The organism is Planobispora longispora (assembly GCF_016863135.1).
GTDB lineage: Bacteria > Actinomycetota > Actinomycetes > Streptosporangiales > Streptosporangiaceae > Planobispora > Planobispora longispora.
This window is the reverse complement of record NZ_BOOH01000008.1, coordinates 62,180-82,144: the sequence shown is the minus strand read 5'-3', so window position 1 is coordinate 82,144 and position 19,965 is coordinate 62,180. Positions and strand designations below refer to the sequence as shown.

The following is a 19,965-nucleotide window of genomic DNA, read 5'->3' as shown; positions in this document are numbered from 1 at the left end:
AAGGGAACGCGCCGTGAACAATTCCCCCGAAGGCGCGACCACGACCACCAGCCGCCGCGGCTTCCTCGGGCTGGTCGGACTCAGTGCCGTCGCCGTCGCGGGCGGCGGCCTTCTCAGCGGCTGCTCCACCCCGGCCGGCCCCAGGCCCGGGACCGGCGGGGCCACCGCGGCCGCCCTCGACAAGCTGACCTCACTGACGCCGACCCACATCCCCTACGCGGGCGTCACCCCCGACATCGTCGGACAGAACGGCGCGCCCGGCGGCTTCACCAAATATCCCACCACCCTCGTCGACGCGATCACCACCAAGCCCGGCAAGGGCGGCCACTACAAGGCGATGACCCCGCTGTGGGGCCCGCTCCCCCCGCCGCTGGGCAAGAACTCCTACTTCGAGGCCGTCAACGCCGACCTCGGCGCGACCATCGAGTTCAACATCCTCGACGGCATGACGATCATCGAGAAGATGAACGCGGTCATCGCCGGCGGCGACGTCGTCGACATCACGATGATCCCCAGCTGGACCGTCAACCAGATCCCCCAGTTCGGCGAGGCCGTGGGTCAGCTCTTCGAGGACCTCACGCCCCACCTGCAGGGCGACGCCGCCAAGAAGTACCCGCTGCTGGCCAACATCTCCACCGACGCCTGGAAGTGGGGGGTCTTCAACGGCAAGCTGACCGGCATCCCCGGCGGCTACACCTTCCCGATGGGCCTGGTCCTCCTCTACCGCAAGGACATGTTCGACGCCAACGACTGGACCGCCCCCAAGACCGCCGACGAGATGCTCGCCCTGGGCAAGGAGATCACCGATCCCAAGAAGAAGCGCTGGGCCTTCGGCGACATCAAGCTGATGGCCTACCAGCTCTTCCGCGCTCCCAAGGAGTGGGTCCTGTCCGGCGGCAAGCTGGTCCACCGGTACGAGACGCCGGAGTTCGAGGCGTCGATCGCCTTCATGCGCAAGCTCTACGAGGACAAGCTGATCCACCCCGACATCGTCAGCAGCAAGGGCGCCAACGCCAAGGAGTTGTTCAAGGCCGGTCAGATCGTCATCACCCAGGACGGCTTCGGCGGCTGGAAGGAGATGCTGGAGCAGATGCTCCCCACCAAGCCCGACTTCTGGATCGAGGCGCTGCCGCACTTCGGCCACGACGGGGGCGCCCCCGGCTACCACAAGAGCGAGGAGCCGGGGCAGTACACCTTCGTCAAGAAGGGCCTGGGCAAGGAGAAGGTCGAGGAGATCCTGTCCCTGCTGAACTATCTGGCCGCGCCGTTCGGCACGCAGGAGAACATGCTGTCCGTCTACGGCGTCGAGGGCAAGCACTTCACCAAGAACGAGGTCGGCGCCCCCAAGAAGACCGACCTCGGTCTCAAGGAGGCCCCGCCGACCTACTTCTTCCTCAGCGGCCGGCCCGACGCGATCACCGAGAGCGAGCTCCCCAAATACGTGGAGACCGCCGCCAACTGGTACAACGAGGCCGCCAAGCACTGGGCGCCCAACCCGCACGAGGGCATCCGGATCCAGCGGCCCGCCAAGTACGCCGCCCTGGAGCAGCCCACCGAGGACAAGATCCAGGACGTCGTCCGCGGCCGCCGCCCGCTCACCGAGCTGAAGCAGGTCGTCGACGAGTGGCGCAAGGACGGCGGCGACGAGAGCCGCGAGTTCTACATGAAGGTGCTGCAGGACAACGGCCGTGCCTGAGAACCGCACCGACAGCGTCCCGGCGGGCGACCTGACCTCGCCCGCCGGGCCCGGAGCCGCCGCCCGGACCGCGCCGCCCGAGACACCGGAGGCACCGGAGACGTCCGCCCCGGCCGGATCGCCCGGGTCGGTCGCGCCGGCCGCCGCTCCCCGTACCGGTGACAAGACCGGCGCCGGCAGGACCGGCGACGGGAAGACCGGCGGGGGCAGGGCCCGCGCCGGGGGCGCCTCCCGCATCGGGGGCGGGGCCCCCGGCCGCCGGGCCCGCCCCCGCCCGCTGCGGCAGCGGCTGCTGCGCGACTGGCAGCTGCTGCTGATGACCGTGCCCGCGGTCGGGCTGCTGGCGGTGTTCCACTACATCCCGATGCTCGGGAACGTGATCGCCTTCCAGGACTACTCCCCCCACGTCGGGATCACGGACAGTCCCTGGATCGGCCTCACCAACTTCCAGTGGCTGCTCACCGACCAGAGCTTCTGGGACGCCACGCTGAACACGCTCACCATCACGGCGTTCCAGCTGGTGTTCTACTTCCCGATCCCGATCTTCCTGGCGATCCTGCTCGACAGCGTGATGAGCCCCAGGATCCGGCTGTTCGTGCAGAGCATCGTCTACATGCCGCACTTCTTCTCCTGGGTGCTGGTCGTCACGCTGTTCCAGCAGATCCTGGGCGGTGCGGGACTGATCTCCCAGATGCTGCGCAACAACGGCTACGACGGCATCGACATCATGACCAACCCGGACACGTTCCTGCTGCTCGTGACGGCGGAGTCGGTGTGGAAGGACGCCGGCTGGGGGACGATCATCTTCCTGGCCGCGCTGGCGGCGATCAGCCCGAACCTCTACGAGGCGGCGGCGGTGGACGGCGCCAATCGGTGGCGGCGGATGTGGCACATCACCCTGCCCGGGCTGCGCCCGGTCATCGTGCTGCTGCTGATCCTCCGTCTCGGCGACGCGCTCAACGTCGGCTTCGAGCAGTTCTTCCTCCAGCGCGACGCGGTGGGCCGGGAGGCCGCCGAGGTGCTGGACACCTTCATCTTCTGGCGCACGCTCGTCACCGGGGAATGGAGCTACGGCGCCGCGGCCGGTCTGGTCAAGGGCGTGGTCGGCCTGGTCCTCATCCTCGTGGCCAACAAGGTCGCCCACCGGTTCGGCGAACAGGGAATCTACAAACGATCATGAGTACACGTCCCGTCTGGGAGGAGCGGCCGAGTCTGCCGGGCAGGCTGACCAAGGGCCTGACCCTGTCCCTCATCGCGCTCATCGTCCTCTTCCCGATCTACATCGTGGTGCTCACCAGCCTGTCCCCCGCCGACGCGGTGAACGAGGCCGGCGGCCTGGTGGTGGTGCCCGACGGATTCTCGCTGGCCGCCTACCGGGAGCTGTTCTCCGGCGGCGTGGTCACCCAGTCCGTGCTGGTGAGCCTCGGCGTCACCGCGGTGGGCACGGTGGTGAGCCTGGTCTGCACGGTGCTCGCGGCCTACGGCCTGTCCCGGCCCGGCTCGATGCTCCACCGGCCGCTGCTGTTCATGATCCTGCTGACGTTCCTGTTCACGCCGGGCATGATCCCCAGCTACCTGCTGGTCAAGTCGCTCGGCCTGATCGACAGCTACTGGTCCCTGATCCTGCCGGGCGCGATCAACGCCTTCAACCTCGTGGTGATGCGGGCCTTCTTCATGAACATCCCGGAGGAGGTCCCCGACAGCGCCCGCATCGACGGGGCCAGCGAGTTCCGCATCCTGACCCGGATCGTGCTGCCCATGTCCAAGGGCGTCATCGCGGTCATCGGCCTGTTCTACGCCGTGGGCTACTGGAACGCCTTCTTCAACGCGATCCTGTACCTCAACGACAACGCCAAGTGGCCGCTCCAGCTGGTGATGCGCCAGTACGTCCAGCAGGGCCAGTCGCTCACCCTCAGCTCCGCGGTGGACACCTCGTCCGCCGGCGCGCTCCCGCCCAACCTGGCGATCCAGATGGCCATCGTGGTGCTCGCGCTGCTGCCGGTGCTGTTCGTCTACCCGTTCGTCCAGCGCCACTTCACCAAGGGCGTCATCATCGGCGCCGTCAAGGGCTGACCGCCGTCGAGGAGCATTCCCTGAGGCATCTCGGACCGCCTGCGCGTACGGCGGTCACTCCCCCTGTACGGCGCGGGCGGCGCGTTCGCGGGCGAGTTCGGCCTTCAGTTCACGGACCTCCTGCTGGAGCTCGAAGATCCGGCGGACGGCGACCAGGCTCATGCCCTCGCCGATGAGCCGGACGGCGTCCTGGACCGCGCCGATCTCGTGACGGCTGTAGCGGCGCTGCCCGCCGGAGGAGCGGGAGGGGCTGACGACGTCGTGCTCGTCGAGGCGGCGCAGGAACGCCTGCTGGACCTGGAGCATCTCGGCCACCTGACCCACGGAGTACAGCGGCGCGTGCTCGTCGTCGAACGGCAGGCGGACCATCCTCTCTCCCCTCCCTCTCCGACGATTCTTCCCCGGCGCTGCTTTCCCGGAGACGACGAGGTGGGCGCCGCGTCCCCGGCGCCCACCTCATGATCGTTCCGTCAGGCCTTGATGGACCTCTGCTCGGACTTCTGGATCTCGATCTTGCGGGGCCTGGCCTTCTCGATCACCGGGATGCGGACCGCGAGGACGCCGTTGGAGTAGGCGGCGTCGATCTTCTCGCTGTCGAGGTGCTCGGACAGGTAGACGCGACGGGTGAAGGTTCCCATCTGGCGCTCGCGGACGAACAGGCGGTCGTCCTGGCCGTACTCCTCCTCGCGGCGGGCGCTCACCGACAGGACGCCGCGGTCGACGGTCACCTCGATGCTCTCGGGGTCGATCCCGGGCAGGTCGAACTTGAGGAGAACGTCGTCCTTGCGGCGGACGCCGTCCAGAGGCATGGCCGCACCCGCGTTGCCCTCACGCCATCCGAGGGTCTGCCGCGTGAGCCGGTCGAACTGACGGTCGAACTCCTGGATGAACGGGTCGATCGACGTCAGCAGCATGGAGAACCACCTCCGTATGAACAGGCAGGTTTCCTCAAGCCTGCCTTCCCGAAAACCTCTTACTTCAGTTATAAGTTACTGGGAGCCGGGGATGCAAGCCCCATCCGGAAAATCTTGTACGGCCCGCGCCTCGCAGACGCCGAGGCGCGGGCCGTACGGAAGACGGCGTCACCGGGTCAGGACGAGGTCCTTGATCCGGAGGCTGCCGTCGCGGCGGATCTGCGAAGGGGGATCGCCCGGCGTCCTTACTTGATCGCTCCCACGGTCACGCCGCGGGTCAGGGTGCGCTGGAAGATCAGGAAGAAGACGACCGCCGGGAGCACGCCGAGCAGCGCCGAGGCGCTGGACATGGTCGCGTCCATCATCTTGTCGCCCTGCAGGACGCCCAGCGCGACGGGGACGGTCTGGTTCTCGTTGGAGATCAGGAAGATCAGCGGAAGGAAGAACTCGTTCCAGGTCCAGATGAAGAAGAAGATCAGCAGCACGGAGAGCGTCGGACGGCTGATCGGGACCACGATCCGCCAGAGCGCCCGCCACTTCCCAGCCCCGTCGATCGCGGCGGCCTCCAGGATCTCGTGCGGGAACCGGCCGAGCACCGAGGCGAGCAGGTAGGTGCCGAACGCGCTCTGGATCACCGTGAAGATGATGATCATGCTGAGCCGGGTGTCGTAGAGACCGGCCTCCTTGGACAGGTAGTACAGCGGGTAGACCAGCGCCTCCTGCGGGAGCGTGTTCGCCACCAGGAAGACGACCATGATCCAGACGCGGCCCCGCACCCGGCCGACACCGAGCGCGTAGGCGTTGAGCACCGACAGGATCACCGCGAGAACCGCCACCGAGCCGCTGATCAGCAGGCTGTTCCAGAGCTTGCCGCCGAAGTCCACCCGGTTCCAGAACTCGACGATCCCGTCGAGGTGCAGGCCGTCGGGCAGGCTCAGCGGCCCGTTGGCGGAGTAGTCCTGCGGGGAGCGCACCGCGTTGAGGGTGACGATAGCGAACGGCACCAGCATCACGGCGGCCAGCACGGCCAGCGAGATCAGGACCGAGTACTTCCGGATCATGATTTCCTGTCCTCGTCGTCCTGGATCCGCAGGAAGAGCGCCGTGACCATGATGATCAGCAGGGTGAGCACGGTGGCGATGGCGGCGCCGTACCCGACGTTGGCCTTCTCGAAGAAGTTCTGGTAGCTGAAGTACGACGGCACGAGCGTGGCCCCGCCGGGGCCGCCGCGGGTCAGCACGAAGATCGGACCGAAGACCTTGAGCGCGGCGATCGTGCAGGTCAGCAGGACCACGTAGATCTCCGGCCGGATCTGCGGGATCGTGATGTGCCAGAACCGCCGCCACCATGACGCCCCGTCCATCTCCGCGGCCTCGTACAGCGCGGGGTCCACCCGCTGCAGGCCCGCCATGAAGATGACGACGGGGTAGCCGATCTGGAACCACACCATGATCAGCATCACGCTCGGCAGCGCCCAGGCGGGGTCGCCGAGCCAGCTGCGCGGTTCCGCGCCGAACAGCCCGAGGAAGGCGTTGAGCGCGCCGAACCGGGGATGCATGATCCACCCCCAGACGATGCCGGCCACCGCGACCGGCAGCACCTGCGGCAGGTAGTAGGCGGCCCGCAGGGCGCTGGCCGTACGGGGGCCGAACTTCTTGCCCACGTCGTCGAAGAGCGTCGCCGCCAGGACCAGCCCGACGATCGTGGGCACGATCGCCATCGCCACGATCAGCGCGAGGTTGTTGCGGAACGACGCCCAGAACCGCTCGTCGGCGAACAGCCGCGTGTAGTTGTCGATCCCGAGCCATCGCGGGTCGCCGATCCCCTGCCACCGGGTGAAGGAGATCCCGATGTTCATCAGGAACGGCACCACGATCACCACGGTGAACAGCACCGCGCTGGGCAGCAGGAACACCCAGTAGCCACCGGTGCGGCGGCGCCGGGGGCGCGGCTCCGGCTCGCGGACCGCCTTCGGCCGCGCGGCCGGAGCGTGCACTGCCATATTTCTCTCCGGGCTTTCTCTCCGGGTGCCGGTTGCCGTGTCAGCCGCCGAGGCGCGTCAGTTGCCGAGGTCGGCGAGGTTCTCCTCGTACGGCGCCGCGATCTCGTCGAGCACCTGGGAGGGCGTCTTGCTGCCGTTGATCAGGTTCTGCACCCCGGCGACCAGCACGTCGTAATAGCCCGGCGCGGGCCAGTCGGGATAGAACGCGAGCCCGTCGCCGCCCGAGAGCTTCGTGAAGTTCTCGATGAGCTCCTTGCTCTTCGGGTCGGTGATCGCGGCGGGGTCGGCCGCCACCGGGACGCCGCCGGAGTCGCCGAGCAGGTTCTGGATCTCCTTCTTCATCGTGATGTCGATGAAGTCGTAGGCCAGGTCCTTGTTCTCGGCGTTCTCCGGGACCACCCAGATGTTCCCGCTCGACCCGGCGCTCATGGTGTTGCCCGGCCACAGGAACGAGCCCCACTCGAAGTCCTTGATCTCGGAGGCGAACCGGCCGTACCACCACGAGCCGGTGACCACGATCGGGTACTTGCCGCCCATGAACGACACGCCCATGTCCTCGGCCTTGATGGCGGCCGAGTCCTTGGCGATGTAGCCCTTCTTCACCCAGTCGGCCATGGTCTCGGCCGCGTAGGTGAACTCCGGCCCGTGGAAGTCGACCTTGCCCTTGTAGAGCTGGAAGTTGTCCACCCACGGGCGCTGCGCCTTGGACAGGGCGAGCTGGTAGAAGATCTGCTGGGCCGGGTACTCGGCGCCGCCGACCGCCATCGGGGTCACCCCGGCCTCGACGAAGGTGTCCATGGCGGCGGTGAACTCGTCGAAGGTCGTCGGAACCTCGACCTTGTGCTTCTCGAAGAGGTCCTTGTTGTAGTAGACCATCACGTACTCGGCGTAGTTCGGCACGCCGAACCACTTGCCGGCGCCCATGATGCCCCGGTCGTCGTACTTCGCGGTGGTCTGCAGCGACGGGCTGAGCAGTTTGTCCCAGCCGCGCTTGGCGACCTCGGGCGTCAGGTCGGTCAGCAGCCCCTGCTTGGAGAGCAGGCCGGCGGTGGCGTTGCCCTTGTTGTACTCCATCACGTCCGGGGCCTCGTCCGAGTTGAGGATCATGCCCGCCGACTGGCGGATCTGCTCGAACGCCTTCTCCTCGAACCGGACCTCGACCCCGGGGTGCGAGGCCTCGAACTGCTTGATCGCCTCGGCCCAGGCCTTGCCCATCGCGCCGTCGGCGCTCTCGTAGTGCCAGAGCTTCAGCACGCGGGGGCCGTCGGAGGCGGTCGGCTTGCCCGCCTCCGGCTCGCCGTTCCCGCAGGCGGCCAGCGCCGCCAGCGCGACCGCCGTGACCAGCGCGACCGCGCCGGTTCTCACCTTGGACATCGTTCTCTCTTCTCCTGTGAGATCCCCGAGGTTTCCTGGAAGCGCGGTTACCGGCCGCGGGCCCGCTCGACGCCGGTGATCCGCGCGGGGCCGTCGGCCCGGATCCCGCCGGCGGTCACGGTGACGGTGGTGTCGCCGTCGAGGTCGGAGATCACGGCGGTGCCGGTGGCGGTGCCGTACCCGACGAGGGTGATCTCCCCGAACGGGCCGTCGCCGACGGCCTCGCCGGGATCGGTGAGGACCGGGATGAGCGCGCCGTGCCTGACGAACAGCGGGATCTCGGTCAGCGGCGTCGAGACCGTGACGTACCGTCCGCCCGCGTGCACCTCGCCGGTCCAGTAGTCGACCCAGTCCCCGGCCGGGAGGTAGACGCTCCGGGTCCCCTCCGGCGAGGTCATCGGGGCCACCAGCAGGTCACGGCCGAGCAGGTACTCCAGGTCGGCCTGCCAGGCGACCGGGTCGTCCGGGTGGTCCACGCACAGGGCCCGCATCATCGGAGCGCCGGTCCGCGCGGCCTCGACGGCGGCGGTGTAGATGTACGGCATGAGCCGGTAGCGCAGCTTCAGCGCGGCCACCGCCTCGGCCTCCACCTCGGGGAACTCCCACGGCTCCCGGCTGGTCGTGCCGTGCAGCCGCAGCAGCGGGGAGAACGCGCCGAACTGGGTCCAGCGGACGTACAGGTCGTCGGTGGGACGGCCGGTGAAGCCGCCCGCGTCGTGGCTCCAGAACGGGACGCCGGACAGGCCGTGGGCGAGCCCGCCGCGGATCGTGCTGCCCATCGCGGGGTAGCTGGTGTAGGTGTCGCCGCTCCACTGGGCCGCGTGCCGCTGCCCGCCGAGGAAGGACGAGCGCGCCCAGACCATGCCGTGCCCGGTCACCTCGCGCGTCACCTCCGAGACCACGTCGTTGAAGAGCAGCGTGTAGACGTTGTGCAGGTCGGTGCCGGTCATCCCGTTGAAGGCGACCGCGTCGTGCGGGACGCCCTCGGCGAAGTCGGTCTTGAAGACCTGCACGCCCTGCTCCAGCAGCGGGCGGAGCAGGCCGCGGAACCACTCGACGGCCTCCGGGTTGGTGAAGTCGACGACGCCGCAGGCCGGGTAGGAGCCGTGCCAGGAGTCGGCCACGTAGACCTCGCCGTCCTGCTTCTTCAGGAAATATCCGGCTTCGGCGGCGGCGGGGAAGGCCGGGCTCAGGTGGGAGACGTACGGGTTCATCCAGAGGCAGACCTTGAAGCCCATCTCCTTCAGCTCGGCCAGCATCCCGGCCGGGTCGGGGAAGTTGGTCTCGTCCCAGCGCAGGTCGGACCAGTGCCCGTCGGTCTGCCAGTAGGTGTCCAGGTGGAGCACGTCGCACGGGATGCCGCGCTCGCGGATGGTCCGCGCCCGGTTCATCACCCGCTCCTGGGTGTCCACGAAGAAGCCCGAGGAGATCCAGGTGCCGAACGACCACTTCGGCGGGAGGGCGGGACGGCAGGTCAGCCGGTCGAACCGGTCGAGCACCTCCGGCGGGGTCGGGCCGGCGATCACGTAGTAGTCGATCAGGTCGTCCGGGACGACGATCTGCACGCAGCTGTGGGTGGTCTGGCAGACGTCGAACTCCACCGGCGCACCGCTGTCGACCAGCACGCCGTACCCCCGGCTGGACAGGTAGAACGGCACGTTCTTGTAGGCGCGCTGGGACTCGGCCCCGAAGGCGTCGAAGTTCCACATGAGCGGCCGCTGGCCGCGCTTGTCCAGCGGGGTGAAGGACTCGCCGAACCCGGTGAACGCCTCGTCGGCGGGGGCGGCGAAGCTCTCGTGGTAGCCGGCCACCGCTCCGTCGGCGAGGGAGCGGCCGAAGGGGAGCGTGCGCAGCCGGCCGCTGATGTCGGTGTGGCCGGGGTCCTGCTCCAGCAGGGTCGCGCCGGAGGCGTCGGTGAAGCGCAGGTGCCACGGGGACAGGGTGATCTCCGCCCGGATCGACCCCGCGTCGACCAGGACGGTCCCGGACGCCCCGCCGCCCCCGTCCGCGCCGTCACCCGCACCGAGCGCGCTCCCGCTCACACTCACACCGATCGAGCCGCCGCCCCCGTCTCCGGCCGGGCCCCGGTGCTCCACCCGGGCCCCGCCGAAGGAGCCGGGGGTGACCATGGAGATGGCCCGCGCCGAGCGGGTCCGCGCGTCGGCGTCCTGGCCGAGCCGGACCCGGATCACCCCCTCGCCCGCCACGCCCACCTGGACCACCAGCGTCTCCCCGGCCGAGGTCGAGGCCTTCAGCGTCACTCCGGCCTCGTCGGCCGCCACCGGCTCCGCCGAGGTCAACGCCGACAGACCGCCCTCGCCGTGCGCGCGCACGGGCAGTTCCGGCGGGTCGGCGACGAAGTACTCATGCGCGATCAGAGGGGGACGGTAGGGCATGGGGACTCCAGCGCTCAGACTTTCGATTCCCGAGTTAGTTTTGCGTCCAAACCAACAAACGTCAATGGCACCGTCTCCCCGGGGAGCACCCGGGCCCGCTGCGCCCCCCACGTGACCAGGAGCGGCGCCCAGGCCGTGATCACGGCCTCCACCCGGCCCGGCTCCCAGGTCAGGCGATCGACCGTGCCGCCCCGCACGACCAGCCCGCGCGCCTCGCCGTACGGCCACTCCCGCGGCAGGGCGGGCAGCAGGTCCAGCCGGCCGTACCCGGAGGCGGGGAGCGAGGACCGCACGAGCATGGCGGCCACCACCGCGGGCAGCCCGCCGCAGACGTCCACGTTGAAGATCGCGTCCCGGTTGTGGGTGGAGACCAGGTTCTCCTCGCGCCAGTAGCGGGTGGCCAGCAGCGTCACCGTCTCGTGCGCCTCCTCGGCCAGTCCGAGCGCCGCCGCCGCCAGCCCGAGCTGGACGAGCCCGAAGGCCATCTCGTCGCTGCCCGCCCCGCGCCACCACTCCATCCGCCGCCGGACCGCGAGCACCGCGGCCGCCTCCAGCCGGGGATCGGCGAAGGCCGGGTCCCGCTCGTACCAGAAGGGGTAGAGATGAGAGGCGTGCCGATGGGCGTGGTTGTCTCCGGGCTCCCCCGCCCCGGCCCCTCCCGCGCCGGTTGAACCGGATCCTTCTGCGCCGGGCCTCTCCGCACCGCCCGCCCCGGCCCCTCCCGCGCCGATCCACTCGGCCAGTTCCCCGGTCGGCGCGACCCGGTAGCCGGGGAGCCGGGTCAGCAGCCGCCGCCACCTGGCATCCTCCAGCCCGAGGACCTCGCACGCGTGCACGAGGTTGCCCAGCACGTCCCGGGCGACCGCGACGTCCATGGTCGCGTTGACGCACGCCTGGGAATCGCCCCCCGCGGGGGTGTTCTCCGGCGAGTAGGACGGGACGAAGTCGCCGCTCCTCGTGAGGAAGTCCTCGTAGAACAGGGCCGTCTCGGTCATGAACGGCCAGGCCCGGTCCCGCAGGAAGGCCAGGTCCCCGGTGTGCGCGTAGTGGTCGTAGTAGAGCCTGGCCAGCCACCCCGCCCCGGCCGTCCAGAAGGTCAGGCACCAGACAGGCCCGAAGTGGTTGTGCAGGCCGTGCGTCGACATGTGGGCGGGGACCAGGATCCCGCGACAGCCGTACAGCCTGCGGGCGTTCTCCCTGAAGTCCGCCATCTTGCCGTCCAGCAGGTCGAACACCGGCGTCATCAGTTCCGGCGTCCCGGTCACCGCCAGTCCCGCCACGGCCGAGGCCAGGTTCCCGTCCAGGGTGAACCCGCTGCACCAGGGCGGGCTGTAGGTCCCGCTCCACACCCCCTGCAGGGTCGGCGGCAGCTCCCCCGAACTGCAGATCACCGCATACCGGCCCGCCTCGACCAACCGCTCGGCCGCCTCCCCCCTCCCACCGCCGCCGCTCACGCCCTCCGCCTCCGGCGCCTCCGTACGGCGGCCCAGGCGGATGGAGGAGCGGGCGAACAGTTCGCCGTGGACGGTCGTGTGCTCGCGGAGGAGGAGATCGAAATCAGGGGTGATCTCCTCGATCGGATCGGGCCGGCTGCCGTGGATCACCGTCCTGGCGAGGACGAGCGCCTCACCGTCGACCGCGAGTCCGTCGGCGATCGGCTCGGAATCGCCGAGGACCCGGCATTCGACCGTGTATCCCCTGATCGCCCCGGGCCACGGCGTGGAGAACTCCGCTTCGAGAACGAGACGACCGGGACCGATGACCCGCGTGAACCGGATGGGAACCGGCGGCTCCTCCTCGATCGGGGCCAGCCTCAACGACCCCCCGGACCCCGGGTGACGGATCACCGCCACGTCGGCCGGGCGGGAGACGAACACCTCCTGCCGCGCCTCCCCCCACTCCTGCGTCACCAGGCCCGTCGCGAAGTCGCACGTCCTGCGGTAGTCCCCGGAGGTGGAGGCGGGGGTGAAGGCGAGGGTGGCGGAGGGGACGAGGGGGTCGATCCAGCGGGTGGCGGCGTAGCCGGGGTGTTCCCCGGCGGCGAGTTCGACGACCCGTTCGGCCGCCTCGCGGAAGCGCCCGCCGTACAACGAGGCCCGCAACCCGGGCAGAGCCGATGCTGTGGACGGGGGCGGCAGCGGCTCGGTGACCGGCAGGAACAGGCGTTCGTGGGAGAGCGTCACGCGGAAGTCGCCCGGTCCGCCGGACGTTCCCTCGGACGACCCGCCCGGCGTACCCGCCGGCCCGCGGCCGGGACCTCCGTAGACGAGGGCGCCCTGGCGGCCGTTGCCGGTGATCAGCGCCCGTTCCCAGTCCCCGGTCGCGTGCCTTGAGACGAATCCGTGATCCATGGATAATTAGTTTAGATACCGTACTAACAAAGGAACCAGAGTGCGCTGGCCGAAAGGGCTCGACGGGTTGTGTTACGGCGGGGACTACAACCCCGAGCAGTGGCCGGAGGAGGTCTGGCACGAGGACGTCCGCCTGATGCGTGAGGCCGGGGTCAACGTGGTCAGCCTCGGCGTGTTCTCCTGGGCGCGGCTCGAACCCGCCGAGGGCGTCTACGACTTCGGCTGGCTGGACCGCGTCCTCGGCCTGCTCCACGAGGGCGGGATCAAGGTCAACCTGGCCACCCCCACCGCCTCCCCTCCCCCCTGGTTCTCCCTCGCCCACCCCGACGCGCTCACCGTCGCCGCCGACGGGACCCGGCTGACCCACGGCAGCCGGGACACCTACTGCGTCGCGGCCCCGCCGTACCGCGCCGCCTCCGCCCGCATCGCCCGCGCGCTGGCCGGGCGCTACGCCGACCACCCCGCGCTGGCCATGTGGCACGTGCACAACGAGTACGGCACCTGGTGCCACTGCGACCACGTCGCCGCCGCCTTCCGCGTCTGGCTCCGGCGCAGGCACGGCACGCTGGAGGCGCTCAACGACGCCTGGACCACCGCGTTCTGGAGCCAGCACTACTCGGCGTGGGAGCAGATCACGCCGCCCCGCGCCACCCAGTACCTGCCCAACCCCTCCCAGGTCCTCGACTTCCGCCGCTTCCTCTCCGACGAGATGCTCGACCACTTCCGCGAGCAGAAGGCGATCCTGCGCGAGCTGACCCCCGGCGTCCCCGTCACCACCAACTTCGTCTTCGGCGACTGGGTCCCGGTCGACCAGTGGAAGTGGGCCGAGGAGGTGGACCTCGTCGCGGTCGACCACTACCCGAGCGAGAATCCCCCGGAGGAGACGGCCTTCGCCGCCGACCTCGCGCGCGGCTGGGCACGGGGGAGGCCCTGGCTGCTGATGGAACAGGCGGTGGTGACCTACACCGGCGCCCGGATGGCCGCCAAGCGGCCCGGGGAGATCACCCGGCTGAGCCTGTCGCACATCGCCCGGGGCTCGCGCGGGGTCATGTTCTTCCAGTGGCGGGCCTCGCGGGGCGGGGCCGAGCTCTGGCACAACGGGATGGTCCCGCACGCCGGACCCGACTCGCGGATCTTCCGCGAGATCCGCGACCTCGGCGCGCTCCTGCCCACGCTCGCCGCGGCCTGCGAGGCTCCGGTCACGGCGACGGCCGCGATCCTGTGGGACGCCGAGGCGGGCTGGGCCCTCCAGGCGCCCGGTTTCCCGTCCGCCGAGGTGAACTACCTGGACGCGGTACGGCAGGCGCACCGGGTGCTCTACCGGCACGGCGTCACCGCCGACTTCGTCCGCCCCTCGGCGGATCTGTCGGGCTACGACCTGGTGATCGTCCCCAGCCTCTATCTCGTCTGCGACGAGGCCGCCGCCGGCCTGCGCCGCTACGCGGAGACCGGTGGCGGCACGCTCGTGGTCTCCTTCCTCAGCGGGATCGCCGACGAGCACGCGCGGATCCGGCTCGGCGGCTACCCCGGGGCCCTGCGCGACCTGCTCGGCATCCGGGTGGAGGAGTTCCTGCCGATCGGCGATCCGGTGACCCTCGACACCGGGGACACCGCGTCCGTCTGGACCGAGCACGTCCACCTCGCCGGGGCCGAGGCCCTGGCCCGTTACCCGGACGGCACCCCCGCGATCACCCGTCACGGCCGGGCCGTCTACCTGTCCACCCGCCTCGACGACGACGCCTACGCCCGCCTGCTCGGGCTCGGCCCCGCCGTCCCGGTCGAGATGGTACGGCGCGGCGACCGGCTGTTCGCCATCAATCACGGCGACCGGGAGAGGAAGATCCCAGGTAACCTGCTGCTGCCCCCCGGAGGCTACGCGGTCACCGAGATCCCTCGGCCCGAGACGATGTAGCCGAGGTTCAAGCGGGTGTCCAGCGGGATGAAATGATCTGCTGGCACGCTCGGGGCTGCTCGTGAAGGAGGCAACCCGTGCGTCGTCCCACTCCCCTGACGTCCGTCCCGCTGACCCTGGCCGCCGCGGCCTTCGCACTGTCGGCCCTGGCCGCCGCGCCCGCCCACGCCGCGGCCGGGCAGACCGCGACCGGCCAGGCCGCGGCGGGACCCTGCAAGCCCGGCGAGGGCCCCGACCTCCGGGGCCGGGACTTCACCAAGGGCGCCCAGCTCCCCGACAGCCTGCGCTGCGCCGACCTGACGGGGGCGAAACTGGACGACATCGAATTCGTCCAGGAGGACATGACCGGGGCGGTCCTGCGCGGGGCCTCGCTCAAGCGGACCCGGTTCACCCAGGCCACGTTGAAGTACGCCGATCTGCGCGAGGCCGACTTCACCGAGGCCGACCTCGGGCAGGCGCGCTTCCACCACGCCGACCTGCGCAAGGCGATCATGGTGGACGCCGAGGCGGGGCAGGCCGAGTTCCCGTACGCGAACCTGACCGGCGCCGTCCTGACCCGCGCCGTGCTCACCCAGGCCAACTTCACCAGCGCCAAGCTCATCGACGCCGACCTCACCGACAGCACCCCCGGTCAGCTCAAGGGGCGCAAGGCCGACTTCACCCGCGCCAAGCTCCACGAGGCCAAGATGGGCCAGGCGAACCTGCAGAACGCCACGTTCAAGGACGCCGACCTGACCGAGGTCGTGTTCACCCAGGCCGAGCTGGACGGGGCCGACTTCACCGGGGCGACGGTCCAGGACGCCGACTTCACCCAGGCCGACGACGTGAACCTGGCGGGCGCCAAGGGCACCCCGACCGGTATCGATCTCTCGGAGGCGTCCTCGGAGCCGACGTCCGCAGGCGAGGACTCCGGATCGGCGGGCACTCCGGACGAGGACACGGACGAGGGCGGGGTCTCCGTCGGGCTCGTCATGGTCGTGCTCAGCGCGGTGGGCCTGGCGCTCACCGTGGTGGCCTGGGGAGTCAGCCACCAGCGCCGGATCGGGCGCCAGGCCCGCTTCACCCTCATGCGGCGCGGCGCCGAGGAGGACATCACCCGGCTCGGCGAGGAGATCGACCAGCTCGACTACGAGTTCCAGCTCAACGGGTACAGCGGCATGACGGCCGACCAGGACTGGCGGCTGGCCATCGACGCCTACGAGGCCGCCAAGAACGCGCTGGTCATCGCCAGGCGCGAGCAGGAGCTGCACAGCGTGGCGCGGGCCGTACAGGACGGCAGGAACGCGCTGCTCCGCCTGCGCGCCCGAGTCCGCTGAGGCCCGGGGCCGCTCGGGGGCCTGACGATTCGGTGTGCCGGAGCCAGAGCGTGATCGAGGCGAAGGCGGGACCCGCCTGGTGACGGCCGGTCACCCGGGCCGGCAGGTCAGGAGCGCTCGCCGAGATCCCCGCGCGCCTCGGTCACCCACAGCGGCTCGAACCCCGCCCCGGCCAGGTCGGCGAATTCGTCGACTCTCCCGGCCAGCCCCTCTTCCGGTCTGCCGGTGATCCTCGCCCGCGCCACGAGGACCCGGCAGCGCCACACGGCGTCGTCCTCCACGGTGAACAGGCGCTCCGCCTGCCCCACGAAGTCCAGCGCGGCATCCCTGCGGCCACGGGCGAGTTCCAGCAGCGCCTGGCTGTAGTGCAGCCGGGCGTGGGAACGCCGGTCGTTCACCGCCTTGAGGCCGGCGTGCGCGGTCTCGAACATCGCCTCCGCCTCCTGGTAGCGCCCGGTACGGCGGAGCAGGACGGCCCGGCTCCGCTGCACCTGGGCGATACCCGGCAGGTCGGAGAGGGCGGTGAACATCGCCTCGCACTCGTCGAGCAGCAGGGAGGCGCGCGGCCAGTCCCGCAGCCGGGCCGCCAGCCGGGCCTGGGCGAGCAACGCGATCACTGTCCAACGGCGGTCGCCCACGCCGCGGCACAGTTCATGGGATCGCCGGAACATCCGCTGCGCTTCGTCGAAGCGGCCGACGTAGCAGTGGAGCACGCCTCGGGTGTGCAGGGCGCGCCCGGCGGCGATCCTGTCGTCCAGCGCCTCGAAGGTCTCCAGAGCCGCCGACAGCAGCGCGTCGGCCTCGCCGAGCCGTCCCTGCTCCCGCAGGACGATGGCGAGATTGTGCTGTGCCGAGGCGATCAGCACGGAGACGGTGGAGTCGCCGGAGGCCCGGAGCACCCCGAACTCCTCGAGACTGCGGCGCAGGCTTCGCTCGGCCGCAGAGAGCCCGCCGCCGTCCCGCTCGATCACGCCGGCCATCAGGTCGAGGTGGGCGACCTTGCGGGCCTCCCCCCTGCCCAGCCGCCGTTCCCGCAGTTCCCGCAGCAACGCGACTCCCTCGTCGTGCCGGTTCTCGGACAGGAGGTTGCTGACGTAGGTGTAGCGGACCTCCAGCTCCGCCTCCTCGTCGCCCGCCGCCAGCGCGGCGGCCAGGGCGAGGTCCTTCACCCGCCTCGATTCCGGACCGTGGTGGGAGAGGATGAACACCGCGTGCAGAATGTCCGCCAGCCCCCACGCATAGCGCCAATGTCCCCGGGCGTGAGCCTGTTCGACGGAGGACACCAGATCCGCGCGCTCCTCCAGCAGCCACTCCATCGGGTCGGCGGGCGCCGGCACGTCGTCCGGCGGGGGCGCCCAGGGCAGCGGCAGGGACTTCGCGAACTCGAAGTTGGCCGTGACGGGATGGTCCCGCGTGTACTGGAGCGCCAGCGCCAGATGACCGCTCAGCAGGCGTTCCTCGGCCGCGGTCACGTCCTGCGGTTCGAGGTCGCCGCGCATCTTCTCCCGGGCGTAGAGCCTCACCAGGTCGTGGAACCTATAGCGCAGGGTCCCGGAGGAGTCCGTCTCGGAAGAACGCAGCAACTGCGCCTCCACCAGCTGCTCCAGGCACTCCTCCGCTTCGTCGATCTCGGTCCCCAGGAGGGCCGCGGCCATCCAGGGCGCGATGCGCAGGGCGCCCACCGAGCCCAGGAGCGCGAAGAGGCGCCCGGCCGTGGTGTCCAGCTCCGCGTAACCGCTCTCGAACACCGGTCTCACCGCCAGGTCGTCACGTTTCAGCAGATGGAGGCGGCGGTTCTCATCGGCGAGCCTGCCGGCCAGATGCCCGACGGTCCAGGCCGGTCGTGCCCGCAGCAGCGCTCCGGCGATCCGCAGCGCGAGCGGCAGCCGGCCGCAGAGCCGGACCAGCTCGCCCACCTCGGCGTCGTCGCCGCACCGGGACCTCCCGTCGCGGTCGACCATGCGGCGGATCAGCGCGATCGCCGAAGCCGTGTCGAGCACGTCGAGTTCCACCAGGGAGGCGTCCATCGTGGTCAGGGAGGACCGCGAGGTCACCAGCACCGTCGTGTCGCAGGGGCCGGGCAGCAGCTCCCGGATCTGAGCCGTGCTGCCGGCATTGTCGAGCACGACCACATAGCGGCCCCGCCGCAGCACCTCCCGGCAGGCGGCGAAACGCGCGCCGGGTTCCGCCGGCAGCTCCGATTCCGGGTCGAGGACCCCGAGCAGCCGGGCGGCGACCTGCTCGGCCGAGAGCCGGTTGGCCGAGTATCCCTGCAGATCGACATGGCAGGCCCCGTCCGGATGGCGCTCGGACAGACGATGGGCCGCCTCGACGGCCAGCTGCGACTTGCCGACACCGGGTTGTCCCCAGATGACGACCACCCGGTCGTGTCCGCCCAGGTGCGACACCCGGTCGATGACGTCGGCCATCACGTCATCGCGGCCGGTGAAGTCGCCCAGCCGGGACGGCAGCGCCATGATCCGCGCCAGCGGACCGCGTCGCGTGCCGGCCGCGTCCGGCTCCAGCCTGGTCAGCCGGGACGGTTCGTCGACGTGGAGCAACTCCCAGAAGCGGCGGCGCACCGGTTCGCCGGCGAGGTCCAGGCGGTCGAACGGCGTCACGGTGAGCGAAGCGTCTCCTTCCGCGAGGTGGTGCTCGCTCACCACGCCGATGAGGATGTCCCCCGCGAACACGGCGGCGCCGGACATGCCGGACCAGGCCGACTCGGTCCGTGCCCGCTCGATCGGGGCGGGGTTCGCATCGACCCGGAAAGTGAGATATCCCGAGACCAGGCCTTCGGCGGTCGGCACATACCCGTCCACCTGAACCGAGTCGCGGAGACGCCGTCCGGCTCGCGACATCTCCTTGAAACGCGGGAAACCCACCGCGCGTCCCTGCCCGATCCGTCCCGGACGCTCGCGCGACACCACCCCGAAGGCCGCCGGCCGGTCGGCCGGCGGCCCCGCCCTCACCGCGACCAGGGCGAGATCGACCTCCGGAGGTGTGCGCAGGAGCACGGTGGCCTCGTACTCCGCGCCTCCGTTGAACCGAACGGAGAGCGCCGCCGCGTCGGCGACCACATGGGCGGCCGTGAGGGCGACCCCGTCAGCGACGAGGTATCCGGATCCGACCGACCAGCGGGCGGCACTCCCCTCACCTCGGTCGCAGATGACTTCCAGGACCTGAGAGACGCGCACGGCGGCCGACTACGCCGTCACGGACGTTCGGCGGAGCCGCGGCTGACACGGACCGGCCGACCGTCCTCGGTCAGCGGCTCGAGCGTCAAGCTGACCTTCTGGATGGACTCGCGGGCGTACCTGCCCTCGGTGCCGGCCTCCAGCACCCAGAACCGCGCCTTGCCGTTCACCCCTCCCTCACGGCGGACGCCGACGTGGAATTCGAGCTGGACCTGGCCCACCTGGAACCGGATCTCCTGATCTCCTGACCCGGCCACCGCGGCCTCGAGTTCTTCGCGCAGCGCCCGCACCGTCTCGGCCAACCCCAGTTCAGCCATGCCCGCCTCCGCCTTGGCCGTCGTTGGCACGAGTATCCCAGCCCGCAGGGCGCTCACGCAGAGGATCGGCAGACCACGGATGACGACGGCGCGACGGAGCCGGAGCGTCGGCGACGCGATGACGGTGGCGGCCCCCGTGAAGGATTCCGGCCCGGCGCGGTAAATGCAGGTGACCGCATACACCGGGAGAGGGCGGCGTGCATGACGCTCCCCCGCGAAGTCGCCGAGCCCGTCTCCGGATCCGTCGGGTCCCGAGCGACAAGGAGGATGACCATGGATGTGCTGAAGGCCATGTGGCAGGCCGTTCCCCCGGCCACCCCGGAGGGACTGGCCGGGGCACGGCGGCGACTGCTCCACGGGATGCGCTCCCGACGGCGCGTCAGAGGTTGACGGGCATCGGGACGAGAGCCGGAAATC

Annotated in this window: 14 protein-coding genes; 5 read left to right on the top strand and 9 right to left on the bottom strand. The window is 70.4% G+C overall.

Annotated elements, in window-relative coordinates:
• Window positions 1-13: 13 nt before the first annotated feature.
• From Plo01_RS04040 to Plo01_RS04030, 3 genes are all read left to right on the top strand, one after another.
• A complete protein-coding gene (locus Plo01_RS04040) occupies window positions 14-1,696 on the top strand; it encodes an extracellular solute-binding protein (protein WP_203889114.1) in 1,683 nt (560 codons plus the stop codon).
• A gap of 235 nt (window positions 1,697-1,931) precedes the next feature.
• The gene (locus Plo01_RS04035; protein ID WP_239315867.1) at window positions 1,932-2,876 is read left to right on the top strand and encodes an ABC transporter permease; all 945 of its coding nucleotides are present in this window, start codon (window positions 1,932-1,934) and stop codon (window positions 2,874-2,876) included.
• A complete protein-coding gene (locus tag Plo01_RS04030) occupies window positions 2,873-3,769 on the top strand; it encodes a carbohydrate ABC transporter permease (protein WP_203889113.1) in 897 nt (298 codons plus the stop codon). Before Plo01_RS04035 ends, Plo01_RS04030 begins: the two co-directional genes overlap by 4 nt.
• 54 nt (window positions 3,770-3,823) lie before the next feature.
• Here Plo01_RS04030 and Plo01_RS04025 read toward each other — a convergent pair whose 3' ends face one another.
• From Plo01_RS04025 to Plo01_RS03995, 7 genes are all read right to left on the bottom strand, one after another.
• The gene (locus Plo01_RS04025; protein WP_203889112.1) at window positions 3,824-4,138 is read right to left on the bottom strand and encodes a MerR family transcriptional regulator; all 315 of its coding nucleotides are present in this window, start codon (window positions 4,136-4,138) and stop codon (window positions 3,824-3,826) included.
• 101 nt (window positions 4,139-4,239) lie between these two features.
• Window positions 4,240-4,683: an Hsp20/alpha crystallin family protein gene (locus tag Plo01_RS04020; RefSeq protein ID WP_203889111.1), complete on the bottom strand. Its 444-nt coding sequence runs from the start codon at window positions 4,681-4,683 to the stop codon at window positions 4,240-4,242.
• A 245-nt stretch (window positions 4,684-4,928) separates the two neighbouring features.
• Complete coding sequence (locus Plo01_RS04015) at window positions 4,929-5,744, bottom strand: carbohydrate ABC transporter permease (protein WP_203889110.1); 816 nt, start codon at window positions 5,742-5,744, stop codon at window positions 4,929-4,931.
• Window positions 5,741-6,685 carry a carbohydrate ABC transporter permease gene (locus Plo01_RS04010; protein WP_203889109.1) on the bottom strand — a complete coding sequence of 315 codons (945 nt, stop codon included), beginning with the start codon at window positions 6,683-6,685 and terminating at the stop codon, window positions 5,741-5,743. The genes Plo01_RS04015 and Plo01_RS04010 overlap by 4 nt, the downstream gene beginning before the upstream one ends.
• A gap of 57 nt (window positions 6,686-6,742) precedes the next feature.
• On the bottom strand, window positions 6,743-8,059 hold the full coding sequence (locus tag Plo01_RS04005; RefSeq protein ID WP_203889108.1) for an ABC transporter substrate-binding protein: 1,317 nt from the start codon (window positions 8,057-8,059) through the stop codon (window positions 6,743-6,745).
• Between the two features lie 47 nt (window positions 8,060-8,106).
• A complete protein-coding gene (locus Plo01_RS04000; RefSeq protein WP_203889107.1) occupies window positions 8,107-10,455 on the bottom strand; it encodes a TIM-barrel domain-containing protein in 2,349 nt (782 codons plus the stop codon).
• Window positions 10,456-10,469: 14 nt separating this feature from the next.
• Entirely contained in the window at window positions 10,470-12,806 is a 2,337-nt protein-coding gene (locus Plo01_RS03995; protein ID WP_203889106.1) for a glycosyl hydrolase family 95 catalytic domain-containing protein, read from the bottom strand.
• A 40-nt stretch (window positions 12,807-12,846) separates the two neighbouring features.
• On the opposite strand from Plo01_RS03995, the gene Plo01_RS03990 reads away from it, so the two are divergent.
• Window positions 12,847-14,718 (top strand): beta-galactosidase, encoded by a 1,872-nt coding sequence (locus Plo01_RS03990; protein ID WP_203889105.1) that lies wholly within the window; start codon window positions 12,847-12,849, stop codon window positions 14,716-14,718.
• Window positions 14,719-14,795: 77 nt separating this feature from the next.
• The gene (locus Plo01_RS03985) at window positions 14,796-16,034 is read left to right on the top strand and encodes a pentapeptide repeat-containing protein (protein ID WP_203889104.1); all 1,239 of its coding nucleotides are present in this window, start codon (window positions 14,796-14,798) and stop codon (window positions 16,032-16,034) included.
• 107 nt (window positions 16,035-16,141) lie between these two features.
• Here Plo01_RS03985 and Plo01_RS03980 read toward each other — a convergent pair whose 3' ends face one another.
• On the bottom strand, window positions 16,142-19,231 hold the full coding sequence (locus Plo01_RS03980; protein ID WP_203889103.1) for a tetratricopeptide repeat protein: 3,090 nt from the start codon (window positions 19,229-19,231) through the stop codon (window positions 16,142-16,144).
• A 17-nt stretch (window positions 19,232-19,248) separates the two neighbouring features.
• The gene (locus tag Plo01_RS03975; RefSeq protein WP_203889102.1) at window positions 19,249-19,731 is read right to left on the bottom strand and encodes a trypco2 family protein; all 483 of its coding nucleotides are present in this window, start codon (window positions 19,729-19,731) and stop codon (window positions 19,249-19,251) included.
• Window positions 19,732-19,965: the final 234 nt, after the last annotated feature.